Source organism: Proteus vulgaris (assembly GCF_011045815.1).
In the GTDB taxonomy this organism is placed as follows: domain Bacteria; phylum Pseudomonadota; class Gammaproteobacteria; order Enterobacterales; family Enterobacteriaceae; genus Proteus; species Proteus vulgaris_B.
Genome location: NZ_CP047344.1, coordinates 1,395,784 through 1,411,425 on the forward strand (window position 1 = coordinate 1,395,784; position 15,642 = coordinate 1,411,425).

14 protein-coding genes, 1 tRNA gene and 1 pseudogene are annotated in these 15,642 nt (G+C 35.8%); 7 read left to right on the forward strand and 9 right to left on the reverse strand.

Annotated elements, in window-relative coordinates; all coding sequences use genetic code 11:
• Window positions 1-37: 37 nt before the first annotated feature.
• Window positions 38-1,780, reverse strand: coding sequence for an AAA family ATPase (locus GTH24_RS06325; protein ID WP_072069646.1), 1,743 nt, complete (start codon window positions 1,778-1,780; stop codon window positions 38-40).
• Window positions 1,781-2,144: 364 nt separating this feature from the next.
• Between GTH24_RS06325 and matP the strand changes: the two genes are divergently transcribed.
• Window positions 2,145-2,606, forward strand: a complete 462-nt coding sequence (gene matP, locus GTH24_RS06330) for a macrodomain Ter protein MatP (protein ID WP_072069645.1) — start codon at window positions 2,145-2,147, stop codon at window positions 2,604-2,606.
• Window positions 2,607-2,790: 184 nt separating this feature from the next.
• On the opposite strand, the gene ompA is transcribed toward matP, so the two are convergent.
• Together ompA and sulA are read right to left on the reverse strand one after the other, a co-directional pair.
• A complete protein-coding gene (gene ompA, locus GTH24_RS06335) occupies window positions 2,791-3,882 on the reverse strand; it encodes a porin OmpA (RefSeq protein ID WP_072069644.1) in 1,092 nt (363 codons plus the stop codon).
• A gap of 349 nt (window positions 3,883-4,231) precedes the next feature.
• Complete coding sequence (gene sulA, locus GTH24_RS06340; protein ID WP_115350979.1) at window positions 4,232-4,783, reverse strand: SOS-induced cell division inhibitor SulA; 552 nt, start codon at window positions 4,781-4,783, stop codon at window positions 4,232-4,234.
• A gap of 230 nt (window positions 4,784-5,013) precedes the next feature.
• Between sulA and GTH24_RS06345 the strand changes: the two genes are divergently transcribed.
• Window positions 5,014-5,622, forward strand: a complete 609-nt coding sequence (locus GTH24_RS06345; protein ID WP_072069642.1) for a TfoX/Sxy family DNA transformation protein — start codon at window positions 5,014-5,016, stop codon at window positions 5,620-5,622.
• A 75-nt stretch (window positions 5,623-5,697) separates the two neighbouring features.
• Here GTH24_RS06345 and yccS read toward each other — a convergent pair whose 3' ends face one another.
• The gene (gene yccS, locus GTH24_RS06350) at window positions 5,698-7,866 is read right to left on the reverse strand and encodes a YccS family putative transporter (protein WP_072069641.1); all 2,169 of its coding nucleotides are present in this window, start codon (window positions 7,864-7,866) and stop codon (window positions 5,698-5,700) included.
• Window positions 7,867-7,979: 113 nt separating this feature from the next.
• Between yccS and helD the strand changes: the two genes are divergently transcribed.
• The gene (helD, locus tag GTH24_RS06355) at window positions 7,980-10,031 is read left to right on the forward strand and encodes a DNA helicase IV (RefSeq protein WP_164526085.1); all 2,052 of its coding nucleotides are present in this window, start codon (window positions 7,980-7,982) and stop codon (window positions 10,029-10,031) included.
• 2 nt (window positions 10,032-10,033) lie between these two features.
• Here the strand turns inward: helD and GTH24_RS06360 are convergent, their stop codons facing one another.
• Window positions 10,034-10,492 carry a methylglyoxal synthase gene (locus GTH24_RS06360; RefSeq protein ID WP_072069639.1) on the reverse strand — a complete coding sequence of 153 codons (459 nt, stop codon included), beginning with the start codon at window positions 10,490-10,492 and terminating at the stop codon, window positions 10,034-10,036.
• 137 nt (window positions 10,493-10,629) lie between these two features.
• Here GTH24_RS06360 and GTH24_RS06365 point away from each other — a divergent pair, with 137 nt between their 5' ends.
• On the forward strand, window positions 10,630-11,043 hold the full coding sequence (locus GTH24_RS06365; protein ID WP_072069638.1) for a CoA-binding protein: 414 nt from the start codon (window positions 10,630-10,632) through the stop codon (window positions 11,041-11,043).
• A gap of 79 nt (window positions 11,044-11,122) precedes the next feature.
• On the opposite strand, the gene hspQ is transcribed toward GTH24_RS06365, so the two are convergent.
• Window positions 11,123-11,443: a heat shock protein HspQ gene (hspQ, locus tag GTH24_RS06370; protein ID WP_181879868.1), complete on the reverse strand. Its 321-nt coding sequence runs from the start codon at window positions 11,441-11,443 to the stop codon at window positions 11,123-11,125.
• 197 nt (window positions 11,444-11,640) lie between these two features.
• Here hspQ and GTH24_RS06375 point away from each other — a divergent pair, with 197 nt between their 5' ends.
• Window positions 11,641-11,922 carry an acylphosphatase gene (locus GTH24_RS06375; RefSeq protein WP_072069637.1) on the forward strand — a complete coding sequence of 94 codons (282 nt, stop codon included), beginning with the start codon at window positions 11,641-11,643 and terminating at the stop codon, window positions 11,920-11,922.
• 37 nt (window positions 11,923-11,959) lie between these two features.
• Here GTH24_RS06375 and tusE read toward each other — a convergent pair whose 3' ends face one another.
• On the reverse strand, window positions 11,960-12,289 hold the full coding sequence (gene tusE, locus GTH24_RS06380; RefSeq protein ID WP_072069726.1) for a sulfurtransferase TusE: 330 nt from the start codon (window positions 12,287-12,289) through the stop codon (window positions 11,960-11,962).
• 182 nt (window positions 12,290-12,471) lie between these two features.
• Between tusE and GTH24_RS06385 the strand changes: the two genes are divergently transcribed.
• Window positions 12,472-12,559, forward strand: a tRNA-Ser gene (locus tag GTH24_RS06385).
• A 163-nt stretch (window positions 12,560-12,722) separates the two neighbouring features.
• A pseudogene (locus GTH24_RS06390) lies at window positions 12,723-12,881 on the forward strand (Arm DNA-binding domain-containing protein); the annotation flags it as partial.
• Between the two features lie 558 nt (window positions 12,882-13,439).
• On the opposite strand, the gene GTH24_RS06395 reads toward GTH24_RS06390, so the two are convergent.
• On the reverse strand, window positions 13,440-14,372 hold the full coding sequence (locus GTH24_RS06395; RefSeq protein ID WP_072069636.1) for a nucleoside hydrolase: 933 nt from the start codon (window positions 14,370-14,372) through the stop codon (window positions 13,440-13,442).
• 76 nt (window positions 14,373-14,448) lie between these two features.
• A complete protein-coding gene (locus tag GTH24_RS06400; protein ID WP_164526086.1) occupies window positions 14,449-15,636 on the reverse strand; it encodes a NupC/NupG family nucleoside CNT transporter in 1,188 nt (395 codons plus the stop codon).
• Window positions 15,637-15,642 lie beyond the last annotated feature (6 nt).

A 15,642-nucleotide genomic window follows, 5' to 3' on the forward strand; every position in this document is an offset into this window, starting at 1 on the left:
CTTGTACGCTGAACAACTCCGATCACTTGAAACAGAATTATCTGAATAGGCGTAAGAACCAAGGTAACTTAGGTCTATCTTGATTATTTGCAAGTGTTATACGGTCATGGATCACAGCTAACAAGTGTGCATCAGATTGTTCTGGCTCACATTGCTCTTCATAATATGGCTGACGAGTTAGTAATGTTATGGCTTCAGCAACATGTGTTACAGGCCAAATATGAAATTTCTCTTCTTTGACAGCTTGCTGAACATTTTCATTTAGTACTAGATGACGAATGTTCGCGAGAGGAATAATTACACCTTGTGATCCAGTTAATCCTCTTTGCTGGCAAATATCAAAGAAACCTTCGATTTTTTGGTTTACGCCACCAATAGGTTGAACCTGACCAAATTGATCAACAGCACCCGTTACCGCAATTTGTTGATCTATCGGCTGCAGTGCAAGTGTACTAATTAATGCACACAGTTCAGCGAGAGAAGCGCTATCACCATCAACCTCACCATAAGACTGCTCAAAAACAATAGAAGTGCTAAATGGTTGTGGTTGGTCTAAACGTAATTCTGAGTTTAAGTAAGCTTGCATGATCATCATTCCTTTAGCATGAAGATTACCACCAAGCTCAGCTTTACGTTCAACATCAGTAAACTCGCCATCACCAATATGGGCAACACAAGTTATACGAGTAGGTTCACCAATTAAATCAGGATAACCAGGATAATCTAAGACAGAAAGTCCATTGATTTGGCCAACGGCTTCACCTTCTGTTTGTATCATTACCTGATCTTGCAAAATTTCATCACGACTACGTTCTAACAGATAACTATGTCGCCATAAGCGATTTTCTTCTGCTTTTTTTAGTGCGTCTGCGTTTAGATAAGCATCATGATTAAAACGCATTGCGTAACGGAGTTGACGTAAGATCCATTCTAAATCTAAGCTCAATATCAATTGATCTTCATGTTGCCTTGCCGCTTGTGTTAATAACACTTCCCAAGCATCTGCTGATAAAGAAGGGAGGCGGTATTTTTGGCACAATGCATTTACAAAACCACACCATTGAGAAAGTGTGGCCTCGTCTTCTAAATACATATCGTATTCATATTCGCCATATAAAGCCACGTTACTTAATTCTGGCTCCATAAATTCGAGCTCTTCAAGGCTTAATCTATCGCCAACTAAAATCACTCGCAGATTGAGAGGCATACTTTCAATGGGTAAAGGCAATGATTGATTATCATTCCAAACAAGCCATTCAAAGCGTTGCTCTTCAACCATTTTTTTCAGGCGAAACCACATTAATGGTTGAGCTAATAAAGATTTAATGGAGAGAACAAGAATTCCGCCATTCACTTTATGTAATAGACCAGGGCTGACAGTGATATTATCTTTATGACAATAGAAAGAGCCAAAGAGTTGTTCGGGTTCTATCCACTGGCAGCAAGTAATAGATTCTGATGATGAAAATGTACCTTGTACATTTTCTTGCCAATAGATTTTATTTGATTCTGCTTGATAGGCACCAACAACCGGATAGGTTTTGATCTCTGATTGCGTTAATGTGTCTGTCAGCATATCAAAGTAAGCGGTAGAATCATCGGCTTTTAACAGCATAAACTGGCCTGAATCTGCATTATTTAGCCATTGTAGGCTTTCATACAGGCGAGGCTGAACCTCACGTAGTAGTGATGCAGGTAATTGTGATGCTGTTTGAAAGAAAGTCTGGTAGGAGGCGTAATCAGGACGTAACGCCTGCCATTCTAATTCGTTGTTTTTCAAGGTTACCGTTTTTATTATTGGTTAGTGAAAAGAGATTTATTAGATGCCACTATAAGTGGGTATCTATCCTGCAATAAGACGGTTCTTTAACTGTCATCAACTGCATAGGCAGGGAATATGTATCGCTACGACCTTATAGTGATGAGCTAACAAATCAGCCATTAAGTTTTATTATAGCGACGCTCGATTCTATCATAACGTGCCTAGAAAACTATCCCTTATCAAGGCTTGTTATTAATTGATAAAAAAAGATTATCCAAAATATCTTTGCTTATAAAATAGGCAAAAAATTTCGGTTCAGTGGCAGTATTTTTGTAAAATTGTTGATATGCTAGTATATAGTTACGTTGTCACGGGGATTTGTATGAAATATCAACAGTTAGAGAATCTAGAATGTGGCTGGAAGTGGGCGTATCTCGTCAAAAAGCATCGTGAAGGTGAGTTAATTACCCGTTATATTGAAAAAAGTGCGGCTGATGAAGTTGTCGAGCAATTATTGCTGATAGAATCACAGCCATTAAAAGTTTTAGAGTGGATAGACTTGCATATGAATCCTGATCTATCCAATAAGATGAAACAAACTATCCGTGCTCGTAGAAAGCGGTATTTTAATGCAGAGCACCAACATACACGAAAAAAATCGATAGATTTAACATTTAAAGTTTGGCAGCGCTTATCGGCTTTATCGCAACGCCGTGGAATAACATTATCAGAAACAATAGTACAATTAATTGAAGATGCTGAACGAAAAGAGCAATATGCTTTAAAAGTACATAGTTTAAAAGACGGGTTAATTGAATTATTAGAACGAGATAAAGAAAAGTAATCGATATTATTTTTTTATCTGTGTTAACGACATCTCTTTTTTATTGTGATACTTCATATCCCTTTTTATTTATTCAATCTTTGCCTCTCTATTTTTAATTGTATATTTTTTCTTCCCATAAAGAAAAACCCTGCCAGAGGCAGGGTTTTGAATTCATCAACAGTAGATTATTCTACTATCTGAATTATTTACCAGGTTGAACAACAACTTCAGTTGTACCTTGGATTTCGATTTCAACACGACGGTCTGGCGCTAAGCAATCGATCAGAGCTGAACGAGCTTTAACGTTGTCACATGTGTTGCCAGTAACTGGATTTTCTTTACCACGACCTTCTGCAGAGATGCTGTTTGCAGGGATACCTTTAGATACCAGGTAATCAACTACAGATTGAGCACGTTTTTCTGACAGAGGCAGGTTGTAGTTTTGAGAACCGATACGGTCAGTGTAACCAATAACTACTACACGACCTTGAGTTGGGTCGATGTTAGCCAGTTCATTGTACAGACCATTCAGAGCTTCTTGACCTTCAGCTTTCAGGGTAGATTTGTTGAAGTTGAACAGAACGTCTGAACGCAGAGTAAAGGTTTTGTTCTCAACAACTGGAGCTGGAGCTACAACTGGAGCTGGAGCTACAACTGGTGCTGGAGTTTCTTGGTTGAAGCGGTAAGCAACACCAACACTCAGCATGCCGTTGTCTGGACGCGCATTCAGAGTACCTTTATCACCAATGTTGTTGATCCACTGATATTCAACACGAGTAGCGATGTTTGGAGTGATCGCGTATTCAGTACCTAATGCGAATACTGGAGAAACGCCAGTGTCGTTATTAGAGAAGCTTTTCTGAGTTGGAGATGGTGAAGTTGCGTTTTTAGTTGCAGAAGAATCTGCACGCCACACCATACCACCTAAACGTGTATAAACGTCTAAGTCTTCCATTACTGGATAACTTAATTTAGTGGTTAATTGGATACCTTGAGCACGGAATGCGCCATTGTCATATGAACCTTTATAAGTCATACGACCTAACCAATCATAACCCAGTTCAAAACCTAAGTATTGGTTGTACTGATAACCAGCAAATGCACCTGCACCTAATTGATCACGGTGAGTGTTACCATTACCGATAGAAGTACCATCAAAATGGTTGCTAGTACCTTGGTATTGAGACCAACCTAATTTACCACCGGTATACCAGGTATTGTCTTTTGGAGCTGCTTGCGCTGCAGTTGCGAAAGCTGCCACTGCCACTGCTAATGCGATAGCTGTCTTTTTCATTTTTACGCCTCGTTATCATCCAAGTTAGGCATTTGGCTTTAAGCCTTATTATTTGCCCTTGGTTAAATTATTGTTAGGAATCCAATGCTTTCATCAAATGATGATCCCAAAAAATGGGATTTAAAGCATAACCTTAACGACATAAAGTCTACAATGAACTTAAAAAGTTACAAGTAATCCTTTAAAATTCGACTTAAAATTTTAAAAAGATCTGCCTAATTCCACAATGGGTAAGATTCTGTATTTTTGTTAAAATTATTGTAACTGTATGATTTATGTTATAAATACTTTTAACTTATCTTAAATGATATTGAGGTGTTCTGAGTATTAGGAAAACTCTTAAATTTCACTAATGGTAGTGAATTGAATGAATTTTTACGGAATTCAAATGTCGTTTAGATGTATTAGTACTTTCTAAATGGATATTTGTATTAATTTGTTGACGCATGATAAACCCCAAGCTTTTACCTTTGCTTGCAGCAGATTCTAATCTTTTCATCTCTTCTGGCGATATTTCTGGTAACCAAGCTAGAACGACACTGTAATTTCCACTCATTAACGCTTTTTCCATCAAATCAACCGTATTGATTGTATTTGCATGATTTAATTGAATTATTTTATCAAGAGGTAATCCTGCGTTTTTCAACCAAGAGCGATTGAGTCTTTGTTGTGGGCTTAACCACAATAACCAACGTGATTCATGGCTATACTGTTTTAGTAATGGCAAAAGGATGTGATTAATAACGAGTGGATTTTGGTAGAGAAGTTCACTTACCATGCCTTGTTTATTATCACTCTCCAGAGTAACCCTTGCTGAAGGGATAGATAGAGGTAATACCTCATTCGAGATCTCTTGGAGAATGGTGTTTTGTCTTATCGGAGATGATGTTGAGATTTTCATATTTACCCCTGCCTATATGTACTGTATGAATATACAGTATCTCTAAATTTCGCTTAAATCAAGCTCAATTTTTTGAAAGTTCCTCTCAAATTTTATGTAAATCTCTATTTTCAAGCTGTTAGCTATTGGCAATAAAAAGGAAATTCTTTATTGTCTTTATGGTAAGTTTTATATGCATGTTTTTGAATTCAAAGATAAAAATTAACATCAATGTTTATGTTGGAGTTTTAATGTCATTTTTACCTGAGCAACGGAAGGCTCATTTGCTATCGCGTATTGCGAAATATGGAGAGTTAACAACAAAATCTCAATTTGGTGGTGTTAGCTTAATGATTGATGACGTTATGTTTGCTATCACGTCTGATAATCAACTTTATTTAAAAGGAAGCGATTTTTTAGAGACGCTTTATAAGGCAACAAAAATGGAAGCCTATATATATCTGAAAAAAGGAAAACCAATAACGTTACGTTATTATAAAATCACAGCTTCTTTATGGGAAAATCAGCAAAAATTAGATCAATATATTGATTTGTCATATCACTACAGCATGCAAGAGTATTTAGGCCAACGGAAAAGGCCTTGTCGAATAAAAGACTTACCTAATTTAGGCGTTATATTAGAGAAAAGACTAAGCCAAATTGGGGTTAATAAAGTTGAAGAATTACGACTTATTGGTGCCAAAGCCTGTTATTTGAAATTAATGCGCAGTCATAATTTAAAAAATAGTGAGCTTTTACTTTCATTAGCGGGGGCAATAATGGGTTGTCATCGTTCAGTGTTACCTAACCAATTAAAAGCAGAACTATTAGATTGGTATAATGAATTGTCTTTTCAATAAGCTGAACCCAAGGACAGTTATTTTCTCTAATTTTCATATGAAATTAGAGAAAATAACGTCGATTAGGTATTAATGTTAATGTTGTGGTTCAAGTGCTTTGTTTGTTTCTCCTTGCTCAATCATTTGAATGCAGTTAATGATTTGAGGGAGCAAATCTAGTAATAATCGAATCTGAGTAATGACTAATTGAATTCGGCCATCATCAGCATTAGGTAATGAATTGATCCGTTCAATTAACTCGATATGAGATTGTTTAAATGCTTTATCTTGCGCTGTTTTACGACGCAAAGCAGCGTCGATATAACAAACAGTATCATTAAGCAACGTAAGTACTGTTTCATCTTCGATTTTAGAACGATGAACACCAAGTGCCGAAATATAACTAAGCAAGGTGTGATTCAAGCAGAGTAACTGGAAAGCGACCTCTTGGGAGGCTTGATAACTTTTTGGCTCTGATGACATATTCGAGATAAGTGAAGCGAGTTCACCATCACTACTATGAGCATTACGGCGAGCAATTCGATAACCTAAACTATTATCTTTTCCTTGATAATACTGAATAAGGATAGCATCAAGGTAATAGCAGTTATTTGTCATTGTTTTTTGAATAACAAAAGGTAATTGGCGAAACTTCCAATCAGGCCAAATAAAACTGACCGCAAACCATGCAATAGCACAACCAATTAAGGTATCAATAATTCGAGGAAGAGCGACATCATAGCCTTCACCAAGTAAATTAAAACTTAGCAAAACTAATAATGTAATAAATAGTGTGGCATGTGCATATTGTATCGTTCTAAATGCAAAAAAGAGCGTACCGGTTATTACGATTAAGACCAGCTGTCCTTCAATAGAGGGAACAAAATACAAAATAGGGAAACCGATTAAAATACCAATAATGGTGCCACTTACACGTAATGTTAAGCGTCTACGTGTTGCATTGTAGTTAGGTTGGCACACAAACAAGCTGGTTAATAATATCCAATAGCCTCTGTCTAATTGGAAAAATTGAATAATTGCATAACCAATACAAAGCACGAGTGACATTCTAACCGCATGCCTGAAAAGCGCTGATTTAGGGGTGAGATGTTCTTTTATTCTTAATGCGATATCTCTCCATCCGGTTAAACCATCATCGGAGAGTTGCGTTTCTTCTTTTTGGTCATGAGATATTTGGTACTGCTCTGTGCTAATACTGCGTAAAAGAGCATCAATCCCTTGAAGGTTTTGCAATAAATTATTCAAAGGAGTCATTAATTGCGGTTCTGAGGTTGTATTTTTTAAATGATTGAGGGCATTTTCTAAATAATTAATGGAACGCTCAAGAGCGGGATTATGCTGATATTTTTTATGCCAAAGAATCGATTGTGCAACTTGCTCACAAGCCCGAGCCTGCATAGAAAGTAAACGTTGAAAACGAAAAAGTACATCACTGTGGCGCAATTCATTACTCAATAATTGATATTGGACATGAGATGAACTGGCTCTTTCATGAATATCTTGAGCTACAAAATAGTAATGAAGTGTAAAGCGACTACTGCGCTGACCTCTATCACCTTTGAGTCGGCTTAATAATGTGACTTTAGTTTGATTCATTGTGTCAATAAGCTGGCTGTTTGCCATAGCCAAACTATAAAGCGAGTGTTGATAGTCATCTTCAATATCAGGATCAAATAAAGTTGCTTTTGCCTCTAGATACGTTGCAAGTTGCTGATAGCAGCGAGTCAAATTATCTTGCACAGGGCGAATAGGAAACAATAAGTGACCAACCAAGGTTAGCGAATTGTACCAAATAGCACCTAACAGCAGCAAAATAGGTTGTTCATACCAAACAGGGAAAATAGGCATGCCGAGCATAGTGTAGATGGCAATTAATAAAGCTCCAAAAGCAATGGTAGCGTAGCGTTGTCCTAACGCACCTAATAAAATAAATCCCCAAGTTGAAATCGCTAAACCACAAAAGAATAAAATAGGATAGGGGTAAAGCAATCCTATTGATGCTGATGCAAGAAGAAAACAGCATAAGGTAATGACCAGGTTTTTTAAACGCCCGACAAGTCTGTCATCTAGGTCCGTTAATGCTGCTGCGACCACACCTAAAGTCAGCGGAATGGTATATTTAGGCTCTTGACCTAATACCCAAGGAAACAAAGTCGTTCCCGTAAGTGCGATTATTATGCGAATATAATAGAGAAAGTGGCTATTATAGATAAATCGGCGGGCGCCATTTAGCAAAGTGAACACAAAAAGCCCTTAAATAAACAAGATGAAGATAATTACCTCTTAGAATATAGGGTTTATCACCGATTAAAAAGAGCTTAGCAACAGACTATTGTTATTTATTGCAGGAATTACGTATGGAACTGAAATCCACTCCAATGGGGCAACGTTTAGCACAGCATCCTTATAATAGAGTCAAATTGTTAAATGCAGGTATTGAAGTCAGTGGTGAAAAACACCAGTATTTAATTCCTTTTAATGAATTGATTGATATTCACTGTAAAAAAGGGATTGTGTGGGGAGAATTAGAATTTTTATTGCCTGAAGATAAAGTGGTTCGATTACATGGAACAGACTGGGAGGAAACTCAGCAGTTCTATCGATATCTATTCCATACATGGCAAATTTGGAGTCAAGAAATGAGTGAAATAAGTGCTCAAGTTCTTGAGAAGCAACTCCAAAATATTACTGAAATTATGCAATCTAATAAATGGATAAAACAATCTAACCTTAGTGAAATTCAGCAATCTATAAAAGAAAGCTTCTCGGCTATTCCACTTCCACTTGAACGCCTTACCCAATTTGATAATTGCCAAGTGCTTTATCAGCAATGTTTAGAGTGGTTAAAACAAGGTGAATCACTTATTAATAAAGAAAATTCTGCGTGGATAACACAAATGCTAAATGAGCATGCGGAATTTTTTAATTCGATTGAATCATCTCCACTCAATGGATCACAATGTCGCGCGGTTATTAATGGTGAAGAGAATATTTTAGTCTTAGCAGGGGCAGGAAGTGGTAAAACATCTGTATTAGTCGCAAGAGTAGGATGGTTATTACGTCGAAATTTAGCGCAGCCAGAGCAAATTTTGTTATTGGCATTTGGGCGTAAAGCGGCGCAAGAAATGAATGAACGTATCTCAGCGCGTTTAAATGCCGATATTATGGCGAAAACATTCCATGCATTAGCATTATCCATTATTCAACAAGCGACAAAGAAACAACCTAAAATTAGTGAACTTGAAATAAATAGTGAAAAAAGAAGAGCATTATTATTAGGCGAATGGCGAAATCAATGCCAGCAGAAAAAAGCACAAGCAAAGGGATGGCGTGAATGGTTATCTCAAGAGCTTGATTGGGATATTCCAGAAGGTGAATTTTGGCATGATAAAAAATTAGAAAACCAAGTTGCTGTAAGGTTAGAACGTTGGATTGGCTTGTTAAGAACGCAAGGCGGTAGCCAAAAATCACTGATTGAAAGTGTACAATCTGAATATACAGATGTATTTAAAAAATATTTAAAATTGTTATCTCCTTTATTAAAAGCATGGAAGATGGCATTAAAAGAAGAAGATGCGATAGATTTTTCCGGTTTATTACATCAAGCTATCAATCTTATTGAAAAAGGGCGTTTTATTAGCCCATGGAAACATATACTTGTTGATGAATTTCAAGATATTTCGCCACTTAGAGCATCATTATTAACAGCATTAAAGCAGCAAAATAAACAAACGTCTTTATTTGCTGTGGGTGATGATTGGCAGGCTATTTACCGTTTTAGTGGTGCAGAATTATTATTAACGACCTCTTTTCATCATTCATTTGGAGAAGGCGCCGAATGTGCATTAGATACGACCTACCGCTTTAATGACATAATTGGTGATGTTGCTAATACATTTATTCAACAAAATCCAATGCAATTATCTAAGCCTTTAAATAGCCTAGTTAAAGGTAATAAAAAATCGGTTGTTTTATTATCAGATGATCAGCTTGAAAATCTATTAAATAAAATGAGTGGTTACGTTGGTGACAATGAAACGATCCTTTTACTCGCCCGTTATCATTATTTAAAACCTGAACTATTAAAAAAAGCTAAGACACGTTGGCCTAAATTAAATTTAGAATTTATGACTTTCCATGCATCGAAGGGTCAACAAGCTGATTATGTCATTATTTTAGGTTTACAAGAGGGTAAAGATGCTTTCCCAGCACCTGCAAGGGAATCAATTATTGAATTAGCGTTATTACCAAAAGTTGAAGATTATCCTAATGCAGAAGAACGACGTTTAATGTATGTCGCATTAACAAGAGCAAAAAAACAAGTATGGCTATTATTTAATAAACAACAGCCATCTTGTTTTGTTTCAGAGCTAAAATCTCAAGGTGTCCCTATACAGCGAAAACCTTAGAATTATTTTAATCTTTCTTTTAAATAACCTTCGTAATCAGGAATTTTAATTGTCGATTCTTGTGAAAACAGAGGCGATGAAATTAAAAAGTTTGCAGTTGCACGATTGGTGGCAACCGGAATGTTCCATACCGTTGCTAAGCGTAGAAGGGCTTTAACATCTGGATCGTGAGGAACAGCGTTCAATGGATCCCAAAAGAAAATCATAATATCGATTTTCTTTTCAGCGATCATTGCACCTATTTGTTGGTCACCACCCATTGGGCCACTTAGCATTTGAGTAACACTTAAGCCTGTGTGGTGGTTAATTAAATTTCCTGTGGTTCCTGTTGCAAATAATTTATGCAAAGACAATTGTTCACGATTATTTTGAACCCATTCAAGTAATGAGCTTTTGCAGTGATCATGGGCAACAAGCGCGATATTTTTTTCTTTTAAGAGCGTGCGGTCAATTTGTTCCATTTGATACCTTTAAAAATAAATATAGTTATTGTTCCAGCTGTCAAAATACCTTTTTTTTATCTTACAAGCTATGAACGGATCAAGATACTATGATGTATCATAATATTTTCAATCTTCATGATGAACGGAGTATATAAATGGTGGACTCAGATATTTATGACATTTTAAGAAGTGTCAAAACAATTGCACTTGTTGGTGCGAGTAGCAAAGAAGATCGTCCAAGCTATAAAGTCATGAAATTCTTATTAGAACAAGGTTATGATGTTATTCCTGTAAACCCAGGTATGTCTGGACAAACATTGTTAGGTCAACAATGCTATACCTCATTAAAAGATATTCCTGTCTCGATTGATATGGTTGATGTTTTCCGTCAATCATCTGCCGCATTAGAAATCGCAAAAGAAGCGATTGAAATTGATGCCAAAGTCTTATGGTTACAAATTGATGTGATTAATGAAGATGCCAAAGAGTTAGCAGAAAAGGCAGGATTACGAGTGGTTATGGATCGTTGCCCTAAAAAAGAAATCGAAGCGCATGGCCTTCCTTGGTAAGAAATCAAAATAAAATCGCCGAAAACAAATTCGGCGATTATCATATTTATTCAGATCACAGCTTATTTAGATTATTCGGTTAATTTCTTAATCGTGGAGCCTGTAATTGGCTACGAATTGACTGCGATAGCTCATCCAATGAGTCATTATCTAAGTGTTCATCTGAAACTTCATAAGTTATCTGCGCTTCAGCAAGATAAGTATGAATAGGTTGTCCTTCATCATCTTCCATCACAACATGGTACCAAGGTGCTGCTCGCAAGGTCACATTAGATGCAATATCATCCTCATTAGGCTGATCAAGGGAATATTCAGCATCCACATCGACAACAACGCCTAAGTAGCCGAGTAATTTATGTCTAACTTGCTGTCCTATCCCAAATTTGCTGGCGGTCATCATAGTATCACCTCCATATAGCCTTGCTTATTGGTTATATATATGAGGGCATAAAGTGAAATATCAAGGATTTGAAAAAAATATAATCCTTTGCTTTCATTATGAATAAAGAACCTCACAAAATTAGATTATCTATTGTATAAAGAAAAGACAATAACCTGAGTGGAATTTTTATTTTAACAATACTATCAGGAGAGCATATGAAAAAAGGTAGAGAATATATTATTCAAGGGCGTGTACAAGGTGTTGGATTTCGTTTTTTTACTTATCAATGGATGAAAAAACAACCAATAACAGGTTATGTTTGGAATCGTGACGACGGTAGTGTGGGAGTAAGAGCGTTTGCAAAGGAAGATGTATTCAAAGAATTTGAAAATTGGTTAGAAGCTGGTGGCCCTAGAAGCGCCAAGATTACATTTTGGTCTGCCACACCTTGTGAATATGAATCAATGGCAGATTTTTCAATCCGCCATTATGAGTAATGTAGTTTTTAATTATTTTTTATTAAAAGCTAATGTTTTAAATACATTTAACGGGTTTAGGCAAACCAGCCAGTTTTGTGGCTTGCTTCGCTGGGCCTTTAGGAAATAGGCGATAAAGGTAGCGACTATTGCCTTTCTCTTCGCCATATTTTTGCGCAAGGGCTTTTACCAGCATACGAATAGCAGGGGAGGTATTAAATTCTAAATAAAATTGGCGAACAAAGCGGATAATTTCCCAGTGCTGTTCTGTCAGCTCAATTTCTTCTATTTCAGCTAATGTTGGAACCATATCTTCGCTCCATTCATTGCTATTTTTTAGATAACCGTGACTATCTGTCTCGACTTCTTTTCCGTTAAATACAAACATATGCATTATGACCAATCAAAAATAATAGCATTAATTTAGCAAAAATAAGGAAAATACCCAAGCAGAACCCATAAATCGTTGATTAATTAAGCCATTGACTTGTAATACGTTTAATTTTACAGCAAACAGTACAATAAGACCTTTACAATATAAGCCTAGGTGTTTATATTGCTCCCCATTGCGGAGGGGTGGCCGAGCGGCTGAAGGCAGCGGTCTTGAAAACCGCCGATGGGAAACCATCCGAGAGTTCGAATCTCTCCTCCTCCGCCATCTCAACAACTCCTAGCGTCTCCTGAAGTCTCCTAATCCCAGTAAAATCAAGCAATCCAATCAAATCATTGTCTCCTGAAGTCTCTTAACGTCTCTTGAAAGCTCTATTTTTGGGGTACAAATGGGGGAACATTATACCCCCTTAGTATTTAATGCCCCCAATATGAAACTAACAGTTAAGCAAGTTGATAGCAGTAAGCCAAAAGAAAAGGACTACAAACTATTCGATGGAGGAGGTTTATATCTATTAGTTACAAAATCAGGAAGTAAATATTGGAGATTAAAATACCGTATAGATGGCAAAGAAAAAGTTCTAGCTATTCAGTATCTATCAGGATTTGAAGCATTAGTTAAAATGAATAAAAATTATAAAATGAATGCAATCGACCTGAAGTGGTAGTTTGCTACTATAAGTAACTATACTAAAGAAAATAAAAGTACTGCGAAATTACTGAATAAATATATAAAAGCGATTAAAACAAGAAATTGGTGGCTATTTTTGTCAAAATTACTTCAATTTCTGCAGGTATAGCTGGAGTGATGTTGATAGCCTTTGTCTGACGATGATTTGGTTGAAAGAGTCAGTATTACATTCGGTATTTAATACATAGGATAATAAGATTATCGTTTTTAATTAGTTATCATTTTTTATCCTAATGTATTGTTATATATAAATAATTATGTAAGCACTAACGTTCTATTACTATGATATTAGTCATCATAATAGATTTGTTTATTTTTAAACATAGCACGAATTTACTATTAGGATATTTCTTGTTTAATTTTCAACAAAATATTAATCAATTATTTTTAAGAGAAAATAATATAATAAAAATTGATACAGAGAAGCTACACTTCTCTGTATTTTTCTTGATTTAGTTTATAAAGATAAAATTCGTTCAGATATCAGCGACATTAATTTCTCTGATTGAACATCAGTGATTATCATCGTATTCATGCGACATTCATTTGAATTGCCATTACTTCTAGATGGTGTTTGGTCATCATGGATTGTTGCGAAACTTAGACCAAAGAGTTTGCCTGATCCGTACTCAATATCAATATGACCGTTTATACCTGTAAAAATATCTGGGCGAATTAGATAACCTATTACACAGGGATCATGTAAGAAGGGATCAAATGCAGCATATCCACGAGCCATTTTTGCTGCTGTTCTAGCAATAACGTTACCTTGCTCTAACGATTGACATAAACCAGCTCGAATATCAGCTTTATGGGTTACATCTAATCCCAGCATCGTAATATGCTCTGCTGTATCAAAAACAATATGTGCTGCATGTGGATCAACATAAAAATTGAATTCAGCGGCAGGTGTTATATTTCCACCGCGAAATGCGGCGCCTCCCATTAGAACAATATCTTTTACATTATCTTTGAGCCTTGGTTCTTTGAGCATAGCCATGGCGATATTGGTAAGTGGTGCTGTTGGACAAAGGGTAACTTCTTTAGGGTTAGACATCACTGTATCAATAATAAAATCCACCGCATGTATATCAGGATAAGTGTAATTAGATTTCGGTAACGTAACCCCCGCAAGACCATTGTTGCCGTGTACTTGAGTCTTATTTCCTCGGCGTGCTATCAAAGGTCGTTCACATCCTCTTGCTAGAGGTATATCGGGTCGTGATACAAATGAGAGAATATTACGAGCATTCTCATGAACTTTATCCAACTCAATATTTCCGGCTACGGTTGTGATCCCCAGAACTTTAATTTCTGGTGATGCTAATGCAAGTAAAATTGCAATAACGTCATCGACACCCGGATCACAATCTATAATAATTTTAGTCATATAACTTCTCCTTTGATAACTTACATAACACATTGAATAACAAATAAAACTAAAACTAGGACTAAGGAAATAAATATCAACTGATAAAAATACCGACCATTGTTGCAGATAAGCAACTCACCAACGTTGAACCGACTATCAGTCGAAAACTGTTTGCCGCTATCATTTTTCCATGTTCTTTACTGATACTGGCGACACAAGCAATAATCATTCCTACTGAACCAAAATTTGCGAACGAAATTAGGAATACAGAGATAATGGCTTCTGTTCTTGGGCTTAAATCATCCAATTTGCTATAATCAAACATTGCAACAAATTCATTTGTTAAAATTTTTGTGGCAATAATTTGCCCAAACTGAATACTGTCTTGCCATGGAACACCAAGTAAAAACGCAATGGGTGAGAAAATATAGCCAAGAAGACCTTGGAAACTAATTCCTATGCTGTATAAAAAAATATCATTCAACATGCTAATCAGGGCAATAAAGCCAAGAAGCATTGGAACTATAGCTAGAATTAATTTAAAACCATCAAGCATATGTTCTGTTAGTACTTCAAAAAAACTATGATGCTCATTTTTAGGGGCAAAAGAATGGCTCGATATTTCAATGGGATCGTTAGGATTAATAATAGAAACAATAACAAAAGTACTAAAAAAGTTTAGACATACACCAATAAAGACAAATTCAGGTGATAACATTTGAGTATATGCACCCAGTATTGCGATATCCACAGTAGACAACGAGCATGCAGCTATTGTGTACATTTGTGGTTTTGTTAAATTGGGTATGTATTCTTTAATCGAAACATATACGGCCATCATACCTACAATAACAGCACTAACTGCTGAAAAAGACTCAAGTTTACCGACTTTTGCTATTTTATTAATAAGATAACCAATAGTAAGAATAATCAACCGTAGAATACCAAAATATTTTAATATTCCAATAATTGAACAAATAAATACTAAAGGCATTAGAGCAACAATAACAAACACAATAGGTGTTTTTGTGCTTATATCTCCAAATACAAAATCAATTCCTTTATTTGCATGATGTATTAAATATTCTATACCTATATTTGTTGTATTAAGAATTGTTATTCCAATGGTTGTATGTAAAAGTATAAAAGCAACGGTAGCCTCTATTAATAGAAGAATAATTATAGGAATAAATTTCATTTTTATTTTATTAGCATTAAAACTAATAGAAGATGCCACTATAAAAATTAAGAGAAGGCTAATAATGAAAATTAAATATTTCATAACGAC

Coding starts and splice junctions, on each gene's coding strand:
- matP (WP_072069645.1), top strand. CDS start 2,145: ATGAAATATCAACAGTTAGAGAATCTAGAATGTGGCTGGAAGTGGGCG.
- ompA (WP_072069644.1), bottom strand. CDS start 3,882: ATGAAAAAGACAGCTATCGCATTAGCAGTGGCAGTGGCAGCTTTCGCA.
- sulA (WP_115350979.1), bottom strand. CDS start 4,783: ATGAAAATCTCAACATCATCTCCGATAAGACAAAACACCATTCTCCAA.
- GTH24_RS06345 (WP_072069642.1), top strand. CDS start 5,014: ATGTCATTTTTACCTGAGCAACGGAAGGCTCATTTGCTATCGCGTATT.
- helD (WP_164526085.1), top strand. CDS start 7,980: ATGGAACTGAAATCCACTCCAATGGGGCAACGTTTAGCACAGCATCCT.
- GTH24_RS06360 (WP_072069639.1), bottom strand. CDS start 10,492: ATGGAACAAATTGACCGCACGCTCTTAAAAGAAAAAAATATCGCGCTT.
- GTH24_RS06365 (WP_072069638.1), top strand. CDS start 10,630: ATGGTGGACTCAGATATTTATGACATTTTAAGAAGTGTCAAAACAATT.
- hspQ (WP_181879868.1), bottom strand. CDS start 11,443: ATGATGACCGCCAGCAAATTTGGGATAGGACAGCAAGTTAGACATAAA.
- GTH24_RS06375 (WP_072069637.1), top strand. CDS start 11,641: ATGAAAAAAGGTAGAGAATATATTATTCAAGGGCGTGTACAAGGTGTT.
- tusE (WP_072069726.1), bottom strand. CDS start 12,289: ATGTTTGTATTTAACGGAAAAGAAGTCGAGACAGATAGTCACGGTTAT.
- GTH24_RS06395 (WP_072069636.1), bottom strand. CDS start 14,372: ATGACTAAAATTATTATAGATTGTGATCCGGGTGTCGATGACGTTATT.
- GTH24_RS06400 (WP_164526086.1), bottom strand. CDS start 15,636: ATGAAATATTTAATTTTCATTATTAGCCTTCTCTTAATTTTTATAGTG.